We start from the raw sequence: 18,472 nt of genomic DNA on the forward strand, positions 1-18,472 counted from the left end.
GATGAGCCGCCCCTTCCGGTCAGCCCTTGGCGCGGGTCAAGCGACTGGACAGGAGGTCGCCGGTCTCGGACAGGATCGGGTAGGCGACCTGGGTGAAGGAGGTGTTCACCTGCTTGAGGGCGCGGAGCGTTTCCTGATGGATGTTCGAGGTCTCGATCGATTCCGTCCGCCCCTCTTTCAGCCGCTCCAGATGCGAGCGCTGCAGCGCCTGTTCAATGTCGCGGACATGGTCCTTTTCCTCGACAAGCGCGCGGGCCGCATCGGGATTGAGCGTCATCAGCACATTCAGAGCCGCCTGGGCGTTCGACAGCACCCGGTCGTGGAAATCGCCGATCTCGGCCCGGCCGGTTTCGGAAAAGCTCAAACCCTCCTGATCCAGCCGCTGGGCGAGCGTCAGCATCGTCTGGCTGATCACATTCCCCGCGGTTTCGAGATTGACCGCCATTTCCGCGAGGTCGAGCGCCTTGTGGCGCATCTCGTCGCTGATATCGGCGCGCTGGAGCTTCGCAAGATAAAGCTTGGTGTCGAGGTGGATCCGGTCGACCTCTTCCTCCTTGCGGCGGATCGCGTCGGCGGCACTCGCATCCCAGCCGGAGTAAAGTCCGGTGACCGACCGCAGCATGGTTTCGACCTGTTCGCCCATTTGCAGGATCTCTCGCGCGGCGCAGGCGAGCGCGCGATTGGGCGTGCCGAGCGCCGCCGGGTCGAGCGCGCTGACCCGGTCGAGCCGGGCCGGTTGCTGTGGCGGGGCAACGAGCCGGTCCGCAAGCCGCATCAGCGGGCCGGTGAAGGGCAGGGCGAGAAGTAGGATTGCGAGGTTGAAAAGAAGGTGCAGGTTGATGACCTGACGTGCGGGCGTCGCGCCGATCGTGTCGAGGGGCAGCTGCAGCATCGAGAGACCGAGAAGCGCGAGCAGCGCGCCGCCGCCGCGGACGATCAGGTTCGCCATCACCACCCGCCGCGCGGCGATGTCGGAGCCGAGCGTCAGGATGAAGGCGATGAAGGACCCGCCGAGATTGGCGCCGAGCACCATGGCCGCGCCGGCGCTGACCGGCAACACATGGGCGGCGGAGAGGGTGACGAAGAGAAGGACGGCCGCGACCGAGGAATGCACAGCCCAGGCGAAAAGCGCGCCAAGCGCGAAAGCGGTGAGAGGATCGCCGCCCAGATAGGCCAGCGCCGCCATCACGCCCTTCGCCTCGCGCAAGGGCTCGGTCGCGTCGCGGATCATCGATAGCGAGACGAAGATGAGCGCAAGCCCGATCAGGACACGCCCTGCCATCCGCCATTCACGGGCGGTGGATTTCTGAAAGATCGCGACGCCCGCGACCAGAAGCACCGGCACCAGCCAGTCGGCGCGCGCGACGAGGATCTGCGCGACGATCGCCGAGCCGAGGTCGCCGCCGAGAAGGACGGCGAGGCCCGCCGTAGCCGCCAGCGTTCCGGCCGCGACGAAGTTCGAGGTCAGGATGGCAACGGCGGTCGAGCTTTGCAGGACCACAGCTGCGCCGGTCCCGGCGAGTGCCGCCGCGATCCGGTTCTGCCCGCCGCGCCTCAGCCAGCCGCGCAATTGCACTGCCCAGCCCCGCTCTACCCCCGTCCTGACCAGCCTGACCGCCCAGATGAGAAGGGCGGCGGCCCCGGCAACATGAAGGACGAAGAGCAAGGGCGAGGTTTCGGGCACAGGGCGGGTCCTTTCGACTCAGCAGATCATCAAGACTGTCATAAAACTGTTACAATCACGGACCGCTGCCCGGCGCAACGGTGCGCACAAGGAATTCAGCCGTAGCCTACAGATAACCCACCCGGTTGACAGCGCTGCAACAGCGGTCAATCTCGGCGCATGACCGAAATCGCTAAAGACGAAGCGAAGTCGAAGCTGCCCGCGCTTGATCGGGCTCTCTGAAGCATGGCCTTCACCCTTCGCCAGTTGCAGTTCTTCGTCGCCGCTGCCGAACAGGCGTCGGTCTCAGGTGCGGCGCGGGTGCTGTCGATCTCGCAATCTTCGGTGACCGAGGCGATCCAGGCGCTGGAGGACGATCTTGGCGTCACGCTTTTCGAACGGAAGGCGCGGGGGCTGGAACTGACGCACAAGGGATCGCTCTTCCTGCGCCATGCGACCCAGATCCTCGCCGATGTATCGACCGCGCGCATGGCTTTCCGGGAGGAAACCGGCGATCTCGGTGGCGCTTTGTCGCTGGGCGTCACCTCGCTGGTCGCGGGTTACGTGCTTTCCGATATTCTGTCGCGGTTCCGGCGCGCCTTCCCGAAGGTCGAGGTCACTGCGATCGAGGACAATGCCGATTATCTGCAGCATCTTCTGATCGGCGGTGAACTGGATGTTGCGGTCGTGCTGACGTCGTCGATCCGCGACCGGGCCGCGATGCAGGTCGAATCCCTTCTGGTCTCGCCCTACCGGCTGTGGCTGCCGACGGGCCACCGGCTGAACGAGGCAGAGGCGATCACGCTCGACGATCTGGCAGGCGAGCAGCTGATCGTGCTGACAGTGGACGAAATCGAGGAATCGACTCGGCGGCTGATGGCCGCCCTGTCGGTCAAGCCTGACATCGCCTTCCGCACCCGCTCGGTCGAGGCGGTGCGTTCGCTGGTCGCGACCGGGGCAGGCGTGGCGCTTCTTCCCTCGCTTGTATACCGGCCATGGTCGCTTGAAGGCGACCGGATCGAGATCCGCGATGTCTCGGGCGATCTGCCCTCGGTTCAGGTGGGCCTCGTCTGGCGCAAGGGCGCGCCCTTGTCGACCGTAGCGCGCAACTTCATCCGCGCGGCGCAGAGCGCGGTGCCAGAGCGCTGATACTCGCCGAGTGCGAAAAGGCGCGCGCTCCTCCGATCAAGAAACCATCCATCCATCGGCAAAACCGATTGCTCCGTTCTTTGTTTTGATATTGCGATTGATCCGCGCCGGGCGCAGAGTTTGCGTGAAGTTCTGGGGGCGCCAGCTGCGCCCATGAGGCCTTGGGGGGAAAGATGAGCTTCATCTCTATGACTTTGCGCGCCGCCGCCGTTACCGGCGCCTGCCTGCTCTCAACGACCGCATTCGCACAGGACGCGCTGTCGGTCGTAACTGGCTATCTCGCCGCCTGGAATGCCCATGACGGCGCGGCGGCCGCGGACTTTTTCGCCGACAACGGGACCTACTACGATGCCTCGGTCGGCACGCCGGTCGAGGGCAAGGAAGCTGCGAAAACCCAGGTGATCGACGCTTTCCTGAATGCCGCGCCGGATGCAGTCTGGCAGATGGACGGCGATCCGATCGTCGCGGGCGACGCGGTCGCTTTCGAATGGACTTTCTCGGGCACCAACAGCGGTGCCTGGGCGGACGGGACCGAAGCGACCGGCAAGAGCTTCAGTTTCCACGGCGCCTCGGTCTTCCGGATCGAAGGCGGCAAGATCGCGCATCAGGCGGACTATTACGACGCGCTTGGTTTCTACAAACAGCTCGGGCTGATGTGAACAACCCGGACAAACAGGGAGAAGGCTGATGAAGAAAATCCTGATTTCAACCACCATGCTCGCCTTTGCGGCATCGAATGCCGCGGTCGCACAGATGACCGCCGTAGGCGATGGCGAGGGCGAACTGTCGATCGTTGCCTGGCCGGGCTATATCGAGCGGGGCGAAACCGACAAGGCCTTCGACTGGGTGACGAAGTTCGAGGAAGCGACGGGCTGCAAGGTCTCGATCAAGACCGCGAACACCTCCGACGAGATGGTCGCGCTGATGAACGAGGGCGGGTTCGATCTGGTGACCGCTTCGGGCGACGCGTCGCTGCGTCTTGTGGCTGGTGGGCGCGTGCAGGCGGTCAATACCGACCTGATCCCGTCCTGGTCGAAGGTCGACGAGCGGTTGCAGAACGCGCCCTGGTACACGGTCGATGGCACCCATTACGGCGTGCCCTACCAGTGGGGGCCGAACGTCCTGATGTATAATACCAAGGTCTTCCCCGAAGCGCCGAAGAGCTGGTCGGTGGTGTTCGAGGAACAGACCCTGCCCGACGGGCAATCCAACAAGGGGCGCGTCCAGGCCTATGACGGGCCGATCCATATCGCCGATGCCGCGCAGTACCTGATGGCCCACAAGCCGGAACTCGGCATCACCTCACCTTACGAGCTGAACGAGGATCAGTACAAGGCGGCGCTCGACCTTCTGCGCCAGCAGCGCGAACTGGTGGGCCGCTACTGGCATGATGCCTTCATCCAGATCGACGATTTCAAGAACGAAGGGGTCGTCGCCTCGGGCTCCTGGCCGTTCCAGGTCGGGCTTCTGGCGGGCGAGGGCCAACCGGTCGCCTCGACCATACCGGAAGAGGGTGCGACGGGCTGGGCCGATACGACGATGCTCGCGGCGGATGCCAAACATCCGAACTGCGCCTACAAATGGATGGAACATACATTGTCCTCCAACCTGCAGTCCGACCTTTCGGTCTGGTTCGGGTCGGTTCCGGTGACGCCCGCTTCCTGCACGGACGGGTCGGGCATGCAGACCGCCGAGGGTTGCACGGCGAACGGTCTTGATGACTTCGACAAGATCCGCTTCTGGCAGACGCCGGTCGCCAACTGCAGCCAGGGCGAGGGCGCCTGCGTGCCCTATTACCGCTGGGTGTCGGACTATATCGGGGTGATCGGCGGGCGCTGAGCCTCCGTCCTCCCTGGTGCGCGGGGGCCACCCGCGCACCACAACCTGCCTTTCCTCCAGGACCACGCGCCCACTGGCGCGCTTGAAAGACTATTGGATCTGCTATGCCCGCTGCCGTCGAATTCCGTTCCGTCTCGCGCCATTTCGGCGCGGTGAAGGCCGTCGACTCTGTCGATCTCACCATCGCGGAAGGATCGTTCTTCGCCATGCTCGGGCCGTCCGGGTCCGGCAAGACGACCTGCCTGCGACTGATTTCCGGCTTTGAAAGCCCGACGGCTGGCGAGATACGCATCTTCGGCGAGGACAGCGGCGCGGTGCCGCCGAACCGGCGGAACGTGAACACGGTCTTTCAGGATTACGCGCTCTTTCCTCATATGAACGTGCGCGACAATGTAGCCTACGGGCTGATGGTGAAGGGCGTGGGCCGCGCCGCCCGCCATGCCAAGGCCGAGGAGCTTTTGGCGCTTGTCCACCTTGACGGGTTCGGCGACCGCAAGCCTGCACAATTGTCGGGCGGGCAGCGGCAGCGAGTGGCGCTCGCGCGGGCGCTGGTAAACGAACCCAAGGTGCTGCTTCTGGACGAACCACTCGGCGCGCTGGACCTGAAGTTGCGCGAGGCGATGCAGGACGAACTGAAAAGCCTGCAGCAGAGGTTGGGCATTACCTTCGTTTTTGTCACCCATGATCAGGGCGAGGCCCTGTCGATGGCCGACCGGGTCGCGGTCTTCGCCGAAGGCCGTGTCGCGCAGGTCGGCACGCCGGGCGAAATCTATGAACAGCCAGCGAACCGCTTTGTCGCCGATTTCGTCGGCTCCTCAAATGTGCTGCCGCCCGAACAGACCCAGCGCTTCGGCGGTCCCGCCCGTTGGGCGAGCCTCCGGCCCGAGGCAATCCGGCTGGAGCGCGGGCAGGGCGGAACGGTGCGAGGCCGGGTGACCGGCCTGCGCTATCTCGGCGCCGCCACGCGCGTCACCTTGGATTGCGGCGGCCACGAACTGGCCGCCCAGATCCCCGCCGGGATCGCCGTCCCGGCCGTCGGCGAGGAGGTGGGTCTCGGCTGGCAGGTCCAGTCGCTTCACCTGATGGAGAAGGCATGATGCCCGCCGCCTCGCAGCCCGCCCCCGCGCCGGGGATCGCCGAGCGGCTGACCGCGCTCTTCTGGAGGCGGCCGGGTCTCTTGCTGGCACTTCTCCTTGCGCCGCCGCTTCTGTGGCTTGGCATCGTCTATGTCGGCTCGCTCATCGCGCTTCTGTGGCAGAGCTTCTATTCGATCGACCCGTTTTCCGGCGTCGTGGTGCGGGAATTCACGCTGAAGACCTACGGCGAACTCCTCCTGCCGCAGAATTACGACATCATCCTGCGCACCGTAACCATGGCTGCCGCCGTCACTCTGGCGTCTGCTGTCCTTGCCTTCCCCATCGCCTTCTATGCCGCGCGCTTTGCGAAAGGTCGCTGGAAGGCAGTCTTCTATCTCGGCGTCATGCTGCCCCTCTGGTCCTCCTATCTGGTCAAGGTCTATGCTTGGAAGCTGATCCTCGCCAAGGAAGGGATCGTGACCTGGGCCGCAAACGGCATCGGCGCAGGTTCCGTGCTGGATGCGATCCTGTCGATCCCCGTGATCGGCGGCAATTCCCTGTCGACCTCCTTCATCGGCACTTTCATCGTCTTCGTCTATGTCTGGCTGCCCTACATGATCCTGCCGATGCAGGCCTCGCTTGAACGCGTGCCGAAGTCGATGCTGGAGGCCTCGGCCGACCTCGGCGCCGGTGGCCTGCGCACGCTCTGGAGTGTCACGCTGCCCTTGGCGCTGCCGGGCATTATCGCCGGCTCGATCTTCACCTTCTCGCTGACCTTGGGCGACTACATCATTCCCCAGATCATCGGCAATTCGGCGAATTTCATCGGCATGGCGGTCTATTCGCTGCAAGGCACCGCCGGGAATATTCCGCTTGCCGCCGCCTTCGCGGTGATCCCGATCCTGATCATGCTCGTCTATCTGGCCATCGCGCGCCGTCTGGGGGCTTTCGATGCGCTCTGACCGTCCTCCCTTTGTCCTCACACTCGGCGCCATAGGCGGGCTGATGTTCCTGCATCTGCCGATCCTGCTGATCTTCCTCTATGCCTTCACCACCGAGGAGAAATCCTATCAGTTCCCGCCGCCCGGGCTGACCACCGAATGGTTCGGCGTCGCCTGGAACCGCGCCGACATCTGGCCGCCGCTGTGGCTGTCGCTCAAGGTCGCGACCATCGCCTCGGGCCTCGCACTCATCCTCGGCACGCTGTGCGCCGCCGCAATGGCGCGGGCGAAGTTCTTCGGGCGCGACACGATCTCGCTTCTCGTCATTCTGCCCATCGCGCTGCCGGGCATCATCACCGGCATGTCGCTGCGCTCTGCCTTCGCCATCGCCGACATTCCCTTCTCGATGTGGACGATCATGCTCGGCCACGCGACCTTCTGCATCGTCATCGTCTACAACAATGCGGTTGCCCGTTTCCGGCGGTTGGGATCATCGATGCTCGAAGCCTCGGCCGATCTCGGCGCCAATGCCTTCCAGACCTTCCGACATGTGATCCTGCCGAACCTCGGCACGGCGCTGCTGGCAGGCGGCATGCTGGCCTTCGCGCTCTCGTTCGACGAGGTGATCGTCACCACCTTCACCGCAGGCACCGGTAATGCGGCCAAGACCCTGCCAATCTGGATGCTGGACGAGCTTGTCCGGCCGCGCCAGCGCCCTGTTACCAATGTCGTCGCCATCGTCGTGTTCATGGCGACCTTCCTGCCCATCCTCGCAGCCTATTACCTGACCTCCGGCGCCGAAGAGACGGCCGGCGGCGGCAAATGAAAGGACCGAACCCATGACCAAGCATTTTGACACGTCACTTCTGATCGGCGGCGCGCTGGAGGGCGGGCAGGAGACGGCGGAAAAGGTCCTGAACCCGCGTACCGGCGCGCTGATCCTTGACGTGCCCGAGGCCTCGACCGACCAGATCGACCGCGCGGTGGCCGCTGCCCGCAAGGCCTTCGTCAGCTGGTCGCGCACGACGCCTGCCGACCGGTCCGCGGCGCTCCACCGGATCGCCGATGCGATCGAGGCCGACGCCGACGCTTTCGCTGCGCTGGAGGCACTGAACTGCGGCAAGCCGATCAACGCCGCGCGGAATGACGAGATACCGGCCATCGTCGACTGCTTCCGTTTCTTCGCGGGCGCGGTGCGCGTCCAGCATGGCGCGGTGGCCGGGGAATATCTGGCCGGTCACACCTCGATGATCCGCCGCGACGCGGTGGGGGTCGTCGCCTCGATCGCGCCCTGGAACTATCCGTTGATGATGATGGCCTGGAAAGTTGCCCCGGCGATCGGCGCAGGCAACACGATCGTCTTCAAACCGTCCGAGCAGACGCCGCTGACCGCGCTGAAGCTCGCGGGCCTGCTTGCCGACGTTCTGCCTGAAGGTGTGGTGAACATCCTTCCCGGCAGGGGCGAAACGGTGGGGAATTACCTAATCAACCACCCCGGCGTCGATATGATAAGCCTGACCGGCGATGTTGCGACAGGCAAGAAGATGCTGGTCGCCGCCTCGAAATCGGTCAAACGCACCCATCTGGAGCTGGGCGGCAAGGCGCCGGTCGTGGTGTTCGACGACGCCGACATCGGAGCGGTCGTCGAAGGGCTGCGCGCCTTCGGCTATTACAACGCCGGGCAGGACTGCACCGCGGCCTGCCGGATCTACGCGGGCAAGAAAGTCTACGAAAACCTCGTTGCCGACCTCTCCGCCGCCGTCTCGACCATTGAACTCGGCAATGACGACGACAGCGTGAACGAGATCGGTCCGCTCATCTCGCTGCGCCAGCGCGACCGGGTGGCGAGCTTCGTCGAGCGCGCCCGCGAGCTTAGCCATGTCGAGGTCACGACGGGCGGCGCGGTGATGGGCAATGGCGGCTTCTACTACAAGCCCACGGTGATCGCCGGCGCGCGCCAGGAAGACGAGATCGTGCGCCGCGAAGTGTTCGGGCCGGTGGTTTCAATCACGCCGTTTTCGGACGTGGACGAGGCGGTCGGCTGGGCCAACGACAGCGACTATGGCCTCGCTTCCTCTGTCTGGACCCGAGACGTGGGCCGGGCAATGGAAACCGCGGCGCGGCTCCGCTACGGCTGCACCTGGATCAACACCCATTTCATGCTGGTCAACGAAATGCCGCATGGCGGGCTGAAGCAGTCGGGCTACGGCAAGGACATGTCGACCTACGCGATCGAAGACTATTCGGTCGTCCGCCATGTGATGGTGAAGCACTAGCGGGGCAAGCAGGCTCGTCCCGTCCTCTTTCGTTCCGAAATATCCCCGGGGGTCCGGGGGGCAGGGCCCCCCGGCGGGTCGGCGCCGAAGGCGACGAAATCAGCCTTGCCCCTCGTCCAGCCAATGCAGGATCGCAGCGCGGTCACCGTCGAGGCGTGGCGCGATTGCCCGGGCGGCTGGCTCCGCTAGCCCGGTCATCTTCACCGGGTTGCCCGCTGCCATGAAGTCGGGCCGACCCGGCTCCGAGGCGACAGGCAAGACCATATTGCGCGCCAGAACCTGGGGGTCGGCCAGTGCTTCGGCCATGTCCTGCACCTTGCCGGTCGGGACTCCATTAGCCTCCAGCAACCCGATCCAGTGGGCACTGGTGTGTTCCAGCGTAATCGCCTCGATCCGGCGCTTCAGCAGATGGACATTCTCGCAGCGCGCGGCATTGGTGGCAAAGCGCGGGTCCGTTGCCAGCGCAGGATCGCCGAGTGCCACGCAAAGCCGCGCAAACAGCGCATCGTTGCCCGCCGCGATCACGAAGAACCCGTCCGAGGCACGGAAGGTCGAGAAGGGCGTGATCGTCTGATGGCGCGCGCCGGTGCGACCGGGGGCAACGCCCGTCGCGGTGGTGATCGCAATCGCATGTTCCTGAATGGCGATTTGGGCGTCGAGCATGGAAATATCGATCTTTGCGCCCCGACCCGAGGTCTGGCGCGCGAAAAGCGCGGCCAGCACACCCTGCACCAGATACATACCCGCAACGATATCGCCGATCGAGGCGCCGACGCGCACCGGCGGGCCATTTTCCTCGCCGGTGATCGACATGACGCCGCCGCGCGCTTGCACCACCATGTCATAGGCGGGCTTCCCCGCCTCCGGACCGGTATGACCGAAGCCAGAAACCGCGCCATAGATCAGGCGGGGATGGTGCGCGCGCAGCGCCTCCCAACCATAACCGAGCTTCTCCATCGTGCCGGGCCGGAAGTTTTCGAGGATCACATCCGCTCGCGCGAGAAGCCGGTCGAAGATGGCGCGGTCTTCCGGGGCCTTGAGGTCGAGTGCGATCGACTGCTTGCCGTGATTGAGCGCCGCGAAATAGGCGCTTTCGCCCTGAACGAACGGGGGAAAGGCACGCGTATCGTCGCCGCTGCCCGGTCGCTCGACCTTGATCACCCGCGCGCCGAAATCCTGCAGCTGCGTGGACGCGAACGGTCCCGCCAGCACATGGGTCAGGTCAAGGACGGTGATGCCGTCGAGGGGCGCGGTCATGGTGGGCACCTGTTTCGAAGCGGATGATCCGAAGGTAGGCAGGAAGCTGGACCCCGGCAAGACAGGCTACGCAGTGCCTCAATCGGCGCAGGGTCAGCCCTCCACTGCCTCCAGCTTCTCGGCTGCCTTCATCCACAGGTCTTCGGCCCGGTCCAGCCCCTCCATCACCTCGGCATATTTCTTCTGCCAGACAACGGCCTCGTCGGGGCGCTCATAGAGCGCGGGATCGGCGAGTTTCACTGCCAGCTTGTCACGCATCTCATTCAGCTTCGCGAGCCGTTCCTCGCATTTCCGGACCTCGGCCTTCAGCGCAAGAAGTGCCTCGCGTGAGGGTTTCGGGGCCTTTTCCTTGACCTTCTCGGCGGGCTTTTCCGCTTCGTCGCCCAGCAGGAGTTCGCGGCGATAATCCTCAAGATCGCGCGCATAGGGCGCCACTGCGCCCCCCTTCACCAGCCACAGCCGGTCGGCCACAAGGCCCAGCAGATGCATGTCGTGGGAAACAAGGATCACGGCGCCGGAATATTCGGTCAGCGCCGTCACCAGAGCTTCCCGGCTTTCGATGTCGAGGTGGTTGGTCGGTTCGTCGAGGATCAGAAGATGCGGTGCATCAAGGGTGGCCAGCAGCAGCGACAGTCGCGCTTTCTGACCGCCGGACAGGCGACCGACCAGCGTTTCGGCCTGATCGGCGCCAAGGCCGAAGCCCGCAAGGCGCGCGCGCAGTTTCGCCTGGCCCTCGTCGGGGCGCTGGCGCTGGATATGCTGCAGGGGCGTTTCGTCGAGGTGCAGCTCGTCGACCTGATGCTGGGCGAAATAGCCGATGCGCAGCTTGGAAGAGCGGGTGAAGGTGCCGCCCTGCGCTGGGAGTTTCCCGGCGAGGAGTTTCGAGAGCGTCGACTTGCCTTCACCGTTGCGGCCCAGAAGTGCGATCCGGTCATCCTGGTCGATGCGGAGTGACAGGCGTTTCAGCACGGGCGGGCCGTCATAGCCGACCGACGTGCCCTCCATCGTGATGATGGGCGGCGACAAGGTCTCGGGTTCGGGGAAGCTGAAGACGACCTTCTTCGCCTCTTCGGGCGCAAGGATCGGCTGCATCTTTTCCAGCATCTTCACCCGGCTTTGCGCCTGCACCGCCTTCGAGGCCTTGGCCTTGAACCGGTCGACGAAGGATTGCAGATGCGCGCGCCGCGCCTCCTGCTTCTTGGCCTCGGCCGCCTGCACGGCGCGCAGTTCCGCCCGCTGGCGGGCGAACTGGTCATAGGGGCCCGACCAGTAGGTAAGCTTCCGGTTTTCCAAGTGCAGGATCGAGCCGACGGCCCGGTTCAGCAGGCCCCGGTCGTGGCTGATGATGATGACGGTGTGGGGATATTTCGCGAGGTAGCTTTCGAGCCACAGCGCGCCTTCCAGATCGAGATAGTTGGTCGGTTCGTCCAACAAAAGCAGGTCGGGCTGCGCGAAAAGGACGCCCGCCAGCGCCACCCGCATCCGCCAGCCACCGGAGAAATCCGAACAGGGACGTTTCTGTTCCTCGGGTTCAAAGCCCAGACCCCTGAGGATTGCCGAAGCGCGGCCCTCCGCCGACCAGGCGTCAATATCGGCCAGCCGGTGCTGGATCTCGGCGATCCGGTGGGGGTCGGTCGCATGGTCGGCCTCGGCCATCAGCGCGGCGCGCTCAGTGTCGGCGGCCAGAACCGTATCGAGAAGCGAGGTCGAGGAGGACGGCACTTCCTGCGCCACGCCGCCGATCTTCGCCCTTGACGGCAGCGCGATCTCGCCGCCTTCCAGCGCCAGCTCCCCCCGGATCAGCCGGAAGAGCGTGGTCTTGCCGGTGCCGTTCTGACCGACGAGGCCGACCTTGTGGCCGGCGGGAATGGTGGCCGAGGCGCCCTCGAACAAAGGGCGCCCCTCGACCGAATAGCTGATATCGGAAATCCTGAGCATAGGCGCGCCTTAGCAGAGGCTTCGCGTCCAAGGAAGCGCTCCTGCCTTCATAGTGGCTCAAATATCCCTGGGGGCTTGGGAGCAGAACCCCAACCCGCTTTCCTTCGCGGCCGAGCCATGCTAGGGCGCGCGCCATCAAATCCCCGGGCCGCCGCGCCCCCCATCGAAACGAGACCGACATGGCCACCGAACGCACCCTTTCCATCATCAAGCCCGACGCCACCAAGCGGAACCTCACCGGCGCCATCGTCGCCAAATTCGAGGATGCTGGCCTGCGCGTCGTTGCCTCGAAGCGCATCCACCTGAGCCCTGCTCAGGCCGGCGCGTTCTATGCCGAGCACAAGGAGCGCGGTTTCTATGGCGAGCTCTGCGCGTTCATGGCGTCCGAGCCGGTCGTCGTGCAGGTGCTGGAAGGCGAGGGCGCGATTGCCAAGAACCGCGAAGTGATGGGCGCGACCGATCCGGCGCAGGCCGCCGACGGCACGATCCGCAAGCTGTTCGCGCTGTCGAAGGGCGAAAATTCGGTCCATGGCTCCGACAGCCCGGAATCGGCGGCGCGCGAGATCAGCTTCTTCTTCTCGGGCCTCGAACTCGTCGGCTGATCGTTCGACTGTCTGAATGAAGTCGTGAGACGGGTCGCTTCGGCGGCCCGTTTTCGTTTCCGGTCAATATTCGTTTGCGCCCTTGCCTGCGAGGATGCGCTGGCGAAAGCCCTGGATGCGGTTCACCCGGGTTTCGGGTTTCTTTGCCGAACCGATGGCGATCGCGTAGCTTTTCTGTCGCCCCGGTGTCAGCGCCTGAAAAGCGTCCGCCAGCTCGGGGTCGGCATCGAGCGCGTCGAGCAGTTCGTCGGGCAGGTCGATTTCGCCCGCCTCACGCGGCGGCGTGATACCTGCCTCGGCATAGGCCATGGCTTCGGCGAGATAGGACAGGATCAGCGCCTCCCGCGCCGCGACCTGCGCGTTTTCGTCAAAGCGGATCATATCGGGGTGCCGGGTGTTCGGCCCCTGCCGTTCCAAGACGCCACTTGGATCTTTCATCAGCGCGGCATTGAAGAAGGTCAGCCGGAAATCGCCACGAAAGGCGCCGATGAGGGCGATGTTGCGGCCCGCGTGCATGTAACAGGGATGGCCCCATTTGACCGTCTCGGTCAGCCCAGCCGCACGACAGATGCGGCGGAGGTCGGCGAGGCCCGCGGCCCAGCGTTTCGTCGAACAATCCGGCGTGTCAAAGCGCGGGCAGCGGCCGCAGCCTCTGGTGAAGAAGTCCTCGATCTCGGTGATCATCCCGGCCGGCCCCCTTGACCCACTGCATGACCGATCCTGAAGCAGAACCGACGCTAGGGAAACACCCTCGCTTCAGCATCGGCGATCCCTTGCGCCGCAGTGCGGAAAACGCCGTGGACAGGGCATATCGCGGACGCTAAACCGGCAAGGCTAAGGACTTTGCCTTGAAGGACCGCCCGCCCATGGCCTCGCTGAACGACATCCGCTCGACCTTCCTCGATTTCTTCCGCCGCAACGGCCATGAAGTTGTCGCCTCCTCGCCGCTGGTGCCGCGGAATGACCCGACGCTCATGTTCGCCAATTCGGGCATGGTGCAGTTCAAGAACCTGTTCACCGGGGTCGAGACGCGGGATTACAAGCGCGCCACCACCTCGCAGAAATGCGTGCGCGCGGGCGGCAAACACAATGACCTCGACAATGTTGGCTATACCGCGCGGCATCACACATTCTTCGAGATGCTGGGGAACTTCTCGTTCGGTGACTATTTCAAGGAAAGCGCGATCCCCTTCGCCTGGGAGCTTCTGACCAAGGATTTCGGCCTCGACAAGTCGCGGCTTCTGGTCACCGTCTATCATACCGATGACGAGGCGGCTTCGATCTGGAAGAAGGTGGCGGGGCTGCCTGACGACCGGATCATCCGGATCGCGACCGACGACAATTTCTGGCGCATGGGTCCGACCGGCCCTTGCGGCCCCTGCACCGAAATCTTCTACGACCATGGCCCGTCGATCTGGGGCGGTCCGCCCGGTTCGGCCGAGGAGGATGGCGACCGGTTCATCGAGATCTGGAACAACGTCTTCATGCAGAACGAGCAGCTGCCGGACGGCAGCCTGCGGGTTCTTGACATGCAGTCGATTGACACCGGCATGGGGCTGGAGCGGATCGGCGCGCTTTTGCAGGGCAAGCATGACAATTACGATACCGACCTGATGCGGTCGCTGATCGAGGCGTCGGCGCATGCCACGTCGAGCGATCCCGATGGGCCGGGCAAGGTCCACCACCGGGTGATCGCCGACCACCTGCGCTCGACCTCGTTCCTGATCGCTGACGGGGTGATGCCGTCGAACGAGGGGCGCGGCTATGTGCTGCGCCGGATCATGCGCCGGGCGATGCGCCATGCGCATATGCTGGGTGCGAAGGATCCGGTCATGCACCGGCTGGTGCCCGCGCTTGTGCGGCAGATGGGCGGGGCCTATCCGGAGCTTGTCCAGGCTCAGGCGCTGATCGAAGAGACACAGCGGCTGGAAGAGACGCGCTTCCGCCAGACGTTGGACCGGGGCCTTGGTCTTCTGGAGGATGAGGTCGCGAAACTGGGCGAAGGCCAGCCTCTGCCGGGGGCTGCGGCCTTCAAGCTTTATGACACATACGGTTTTCCGCTGGACCTGACGCAGGACGCGCTGCGCGAGCAGGGGCGCGAGGTCGATGTCGTGGGCTTCGATCATGCGATGGCCGAACAGAAGGCCAAGGCGCGGGCCGCCTGGGCTGGTTCGGGCGAGGCGAAGGATGCGGCCATCTGGTTCGAGCTCGCGGACAAGCACGGGGCGACGGAATTCCTGGGTTATGACACCGAGACGGCCGAGGGTGAGATCACGGCGATTGTTGCCGACGGCAAGGAAACCGGCAGCGCCGCGACCGGCGCGAAGGTGCAGATCGTGGTGAACCAGACGCCTTTCTATGCCGAAAGCGGCGGGCAGGTTGGCGACAGCGGCCTGATCCGCACCGATACCGGGCTGGCAACCGTAACGGATACGAAAAAATCGCAAGGCGTCTTCATCCATATGGCCGAAGTGACCGAGGGCCAGATCGCCCGTGGCCAGCCTGCGAAGCTGGAAGTCTCGCACAAGCGCCGCAGCGCGATCCGCGCCAACCATTCGGCGACGCATCTTCTGCACGAGGCGCTGCGCCGCGCGCTGGGCGATCATGTCGCCCAGAAGGGATCGCTGAATGCCGAAGACCGGCTCCGGTTCGACTTTTCCCATTCCAAGGGGCTGTCGGGCGAGGAACTGGCGACCGTTGAGGCCGAGGTGAATGACTTCATCCGGCAGAATTCTTCCGTCGAAACGCGGATCATGACGCCGGACGATGCCCGGGCGCTGGGTGCGCAGGCGTTGTTCGGCGAGAAATACGGCGACGAGGTGCGTGTCGTGTCGATGGGCCGCCTTAGCGGTTCGGGCAAGGGCACGGACGGCGCGACCTATTCGCTGGAGCTTTGCGGCGGCACCCATGTGGCGCGGACGGGCGATATCGGCGCCTTCGTGGCGCTGGGTGACAGCGCCTCGTCGGCTGGCGTGCGGCGGATCGAGGCGCTGACCGGGCAGGCGGCACTGGATCATCTGCGCGGGCAGGACCGGCGTCTGATGGACGTGGCGGCGGCGCTGAAGGCCCAGCCGCAGGATGTGGCGGACCGGGTGAAGGCGCTGATGGATGAGCGCAAGGCGCTTCAGAACGAGGTTGCGCAGCTTCGGCGCGAGCTGGCGATGGGTGGCGGCGGTTCTGGCCCCGACGCCAAGGAAATCAACGGGGTGAAGTTCATTCCTCAGGTGGTTTCGGGTGTTTCCGGCAAGGACCTGCCGGCGCTTGTCGACGAATTGAAGGCGCGCGTCGGTTCCGGTGCGGTGCTGGTCGTGGCCGATACCGGCGGCAAGGCGGCGGTGGCGGCGGGCGTGACGGCTGATCTGACGGCGCGTCTGTCGGCGGTCGATCTGGTGAAGGCGGCGGCCGAGGCCTTGGGCGGGAAGGGCGGCGGTGGCCGGCCCGACATGGCGCAGGCCGGTGGTGCCAGCGCCGAGAACGCCGAGGGCGCGATCAAGGCCGCCGAAGCGGTGATTGGAGGCATGAAATGACCGAGACCAAGGGAGCCTTCTGGATCGCCCATGTGAAGGTGCTGGATGCCGAGCGCTACGGCAAATATGCGGCCTTGGCCGGTCCCGCGATCGCCAAGCATGGCGGCGCGTTCCTTGCGCGCGGCGGGCGCTACGTGCAGCTTGAGGGCAATGATCGGCCGCGCAATGTGGTCGCACGCTTTCCGTCCTTGGAGGCGGCGGTCGCCTGCTATCACAGTCCCGAATATCAGGAGGCGCTGAGCCACGCCAAGGGCGCCTCGGAGCGTGACCTGATGGTGGTCGAGGAAGGCTGATGGAAGGCGCGCTCGCCCGGCTGCTGGCGACGCATGCCGGGCCAGGGCGGGTGGACTGGATCGGCATCCGACCGGAGCGGCGGGCGCCGATGCAACCGATGGAACGTGCGGCGGTTGCTCTGGACGGGATCGCGGGCGATCATGCGAGGCCCGGCAAGCGGGCGGTGACGCTTTTGCAGGCCGAACATCTGCCGGTGATCGCGGCGCTGGCGCAGAGGGGTGCGGTGGCGCCCGATCTGCTGCGCCGCAACCTGCTGATCTCGGCGATCAACCTGTCGGCGCTGAACGGCCAGACGGTTCGGGTCGGCGGGGCGATGCTGCGCCTGACCGGGCCCTGTGCGCCTTGTTCGCGGATGGAAGAGGCACTCGGCCCGGGCGGCTACAATGCGATGCGCGGTCATGGCGGCTGGTGTGCCGAGGTGCTGGAGCCGGGAGAGATCATGCTGGGGGATGCGGTTCTGGTATCGGCCTAGCGGATCTGATTTCCGGCGGAAAACAGGGACTTTGTTCTAAATATTGACATATAAAAGGAACAATTCTCCCAAAACATTGGTATTGTCGGAACATTCATCCTTTGCTTTCCCCAAGATCCCTGATATTTTGCCACAATCCCGGCGAAAGGGTCTGGTAAGAACCCTGTAGCAGACTGGGAGGGCAGGCGCGCCACCGTTCGAGACTTGGGCGCGGAGTGAAGGGTGAAGGGCCATGTGCAGATGGGCCGCCTATATTGGGCAACCGATCTTTATTGAAGACATCGTCAGCCGACCTGGCCATTCGCTGGTTGAGCAAAGCCATTGCGCCAGCGAATGCAAGACTGCAATCAATGCCGACGGGTTCGGGCTTGCCTGGTACGGCGACCACCCTGAACCGGGCCTTTTCCGCGATATCCTGCCCGCCTGGTCCGACCCGAACCTCGCCTCGATCACAAGGCAGGTCAGGTCGCGTCTCTTCCTCGCCCATGTCCGTGCCTCGACCGGCACGGCCACCAGCCGCAACAACTGCCATCCGTTCGCGGTCGGGCGGTGGAGCTTCATGCACAACGGCCAGATCGGCGGCTACAGCCAGTTTCGCCGCGATGCCGAGATGATGATCCCTGACGCGCTTTATCCGCACAGGAAGGGCGCGACCGACAGCGAAGCACTGTTTTTGATCGCGCTCGGCGAAGGGCTGGACGATGACCCGAAAGGCGCGCTGGAACGGGCGACGGCGCGGATGGAGGCATTGTCGCGGCAGAAGGGGACGACACCGCATTTCCGGATGACGGCCGCTTTTTCGGATGGCGAACGGCTTTACGCGGTGCGCTATGCGTCGGACGATCATGCGCCAACGCTCTACCACCGCTGGTCCGACACGCGCGGGGGCAGGGCGGTTGTGTCCGAGCCGCTGGAAGCGGGCGAATGCTGGGAGGCGGTGCCGGCGGGGACGTTCTGCACGTTTGAGGGGAATGGGGTCAGGGTCGAGCCATTTCAACCCACGATGATGAAGGCGCTGGCTGCCGAATAGCCAACGCCTCAATCCCGGAGCCGATGTCGCGAGCAAGGCTGCATTCCTCGACCGCAACGCTCGGCGTCTTTCAAAGGTGCTTGAGCCGGTTTGCCTGGCGAACAAGTTCGTCCGAAGAGGCGTCCGCCGCGCATTCGATACCGATATCGGCCAGCAGGTGTGCGGAAAGTGACTGCATGCGTTCCAGTTCGTGGCGCAGAATCAGGTCTTGATCCGCAGTTTCCGTATCCTGTTTGCGGCTGAACAGGCGGCCAAGCCACAAGGGAAAGGACATGTTGATAGCGTGCGGACGGTCGGTCTGGCTGGTGAGGTGGTAGGACATTTTCAGCTCCTTCTGGTTGAGGGTCCGGATGTTCCGGGGTGAAGACATCCTCGCATCTGCGCCGCGCCTGATCCTGAAAGCGGTCT

The 18,472-nt window shown here is 64.7% G+C and carries 17 protein-coding genes; 12 read left to right on the top strand and 5 right to left on the bottom strand.

What is annotated here, in order from left to right; translation table 11 throughout:
* Positions 1-19: 19 nt before the first annotated feature.
* Positions 20-1,684: a Na/Pi cotransporter family protein gene (locus OU426_RS01250; RefSeq protein WP_267632031.1), complete on the bottom strand. Its 1,665-nt coding sequence runs from the start codon at positions 1,682-1,684 to the stop codon at positions 20-22.
* Positions 1,685-1,909: 225 nt separating this feature from the next.
* On the opposite strand from OU426_RS01250, the gene OU426_RS01255 reads away from it, so the two are divergent.
* The 7 genes from OU426_RS01255 to OU426_RS01285 all read left to right on the top strand — a co-directional run bounded on the left by OU426_RS01255 (position 1,910) and on the right by OU426_RS01285 (position 8,944).
* Positions 1,910-2,812, top strand: a complete 903-nt coding sequence (locus OU426_RS01255; RefSeq protein ID WP_267632032.1) for a LysR family transcriptional regulator — start codon at positions 1,910-1,912, stop codon at positions 2,810-2,812.
* A gap of 173 nt (positions 2,813-2,985) precedes the next feature.
* A complete protein-coding gene (locus tag OU426_RS01260) occupies positions 2,986-3,471 on the top strand; it encodes an ester cyclase (protein ID WP_267632033.1) in 486 nt (161 codons plus the stop codon).
* Between the two features lie 28 nt (positions 3,472-3,499).
* Positions 3,500-4,651 carry an ABC transporter substrate-binding protein gene (locus OU426_RS01265; protein WP_267632034.1) on the top strand — a complete coding sequence of 384 codons (1,152 nt, stop codon included), beginning with the start codon at positions 3,500-3,502 and terminating at the stop codon, positions 4,649-4,651.
* A 104-nt stretch (positions 4,652-4,755) separates the two neighbouring features.
* Positions 4,756-5,748, top strand: coding sequence for an ABC transporter ATP-binding protein (locus OU426_RS01270; protein WP_267632035.1), 993 nt, complete (start codon positions 4,756-4,758; stop codon positions 5,746-5,748).
* Positions 5,745-6,689, top strand: a complete 945-nt coding sequence (locus tag OU426_RS01275; RefSeq protein WP_267632036.1) for an ABC transporter permease — start codon at positions 5,745-5,747, stop codon at positions 6,687-6,689. The genes OU426_RS01270 and OU426_RS01275 overlap by 4 nt, the downstream gene beginning before the upstream one ends.
* Positions 6,679-7,494 (top strand): ABC transporter permease, encoded by an 816-nt coding sequence (locus OU426_RS01280; RefSeq protein ID WP_267632037.1) that lies wholly within the window; start codon positions 6,679-6,681, stop codon positions 7,492-7,494. Before OU426_RS01275 ends, OU426_RS01280 begins: the two co-directional genes overlap by 11 nt.
* Positions 7,495-7,507: 13 nt before the next feature.
* Entirely contained in the window at positions 7,508-8,944 is a 1,437-nt protein-coding gene (locus tag OU426_RS01285) for a gamma-aminobutyraldehyde dehydrogenase (RefSeq protein WP_267632038.1), read from the top strand.
* A gap of 99 nt (positions 8,945-9,043) precedes the next feature.
* On the opposite strand, the gene OU426_RS01290 is transcribed toward OU426_RS01285, so the two are convergent.
* Both OU426_RS01290 and OU426_RS01295 read right to left on the bottom strand, forming a co-directional pair.
* The gene (locus tag OU426_RS01290; RefSeq protein ID WP_267632039.1) at positions 9,044-10,201 is read right to left on the bottom strand and encodes a CaiB/BaiF CoA transferase family protein; all 1,158 of its coding nucleotides are present in this window, start codon (positions 10,199-10,201) and stop codon (positions 9,044-9,046) included.
* 93 nt (positions 10,202-10,294) lie between these two features.
* Positions 10,295-12,139, bottom strand: a complete 1,845-nt coding sequence (locus OU426_RS01295; protein WP_267632040.1) for an ABC-F family ATP-binding cassette domain-containing protein — start codon at positions 12,137-12,139, stop codon at positions 10,295-10,297.
* A gap of 179 nt (positions 12,140-12,318) precedes the next feature.
* Between OU426_RS01295 and ndk the strand changes: the two genes are divergently transcribed.
* On the top strand, positions 12,319-12,741 hold the full coding sequence (gene ndk / locus OU426_RS01300; protein WP_267632041.1) for a nucleoside-diphosphate kinase: 423 nt from the start codon (positions 12,319-12,321) through the stop codon (positions 12,739-12,741).
* Positions 12,742-12,804: 63 nt separating this feature from the next.
* Here ndk and OU426_RS01305 read toward each other — a convergent pair whose 3' ends face one another.
* Positions 12,805-13,425 (bottom strand): YdeI/OmpD-associated family protein, encoded by a 621-nt coding sequence (locus OU426_RS01305; protein WP_267632042.1) that lies wholly within the window; start codon positions 13,423-13,425, stop codon positions 12,805-12,807.
* 182 nt (positions 13,426-13,607) lie between these two features.
* On the opposite strand from OU426_RS01305, the gene alaS reads away from it, so the two are divergent.
* The 4 genes from alaS (at position 13,608) to OU426_RS01325 (ending at position 18,064) form a co-directional block, all read left to right on the top strand.
* Positions 13,608-16,268 carry an alanine--tRNA ligase gene (alaS, locus tag OU426_RS01310; protein ID WP_267632888.1) on the top strand — a complete coding sequence of 887 codons (2,661 nt, stop codon included), beginning with the start codon at positions 13,608-13,610 and terminating at the stop codon, positions 16,266-16,268.
* Entirely contained in the window at positions 16,265-16,561 is a 297-nt protein-coding gene (locus OU426_RS01315) for a DUF1330 domain-containing protein (protein ID WP_267632043.1), read from the top strand. The genes alaS and OU426_RS01315 overlap by 4 nt, the downstream gene beginning before the upstream one ends.
* The gene (locus tag OU426_RS01320) at positions 16,561-17,034 is read left to right on the top strand and encodes an MOSC domain-containing protein (protein ID WP_267632044.1); all 474 of its coding nucleotides are present in this window, start codon (positions 16,561-16,563) and stop codon (positions 17,032-17,034) included. Before OU426_RS01315 ends, OU426_RS01320 begins: the two co-directional genes overlap by 1 nt.
* Before the next feature lie 232 nt (positions 17,035-17,266).
* The gene (locus OU426_RS01325; RefSeq protein ID WP_267632045.1) at positions 17,267-18,064 is read left to right on the top strand and encodes a class II glutamine amidotransferase; all 798 of its coding nucleotides are present in this window, start codon (positions 17,267-17,269) and stop codon (positions 18,062-18,064) included.
* Positions 18,065-18,134: 70 nt separating this feature from the next.
* On the opposite strand, the gene OU426_RS01330 is transcribed toward OU426_RS01325, so the two are convergent.
* Complete coding sequence (locus OU426_RS01330; RefSeq protein ID WP_267632046.1) at positions 18,135-18,386, bottom strand: hypothetical protein; 252 nt, start codon at positions 18,384-18,386, stop codon at positions 18,135-18,137.
* Positions 18,387-18,472 lie beyond the last annotated feature (86 nt).

It is taken from the genome of Frigidibacter sp. RF13 (assembly GCF_026626305.1).
Lineage (GTDB): Bacteria > Pseudomonadota > Alphaproteobacteria > Rhodobacterales > Rhodobacteraceae > TMP-24.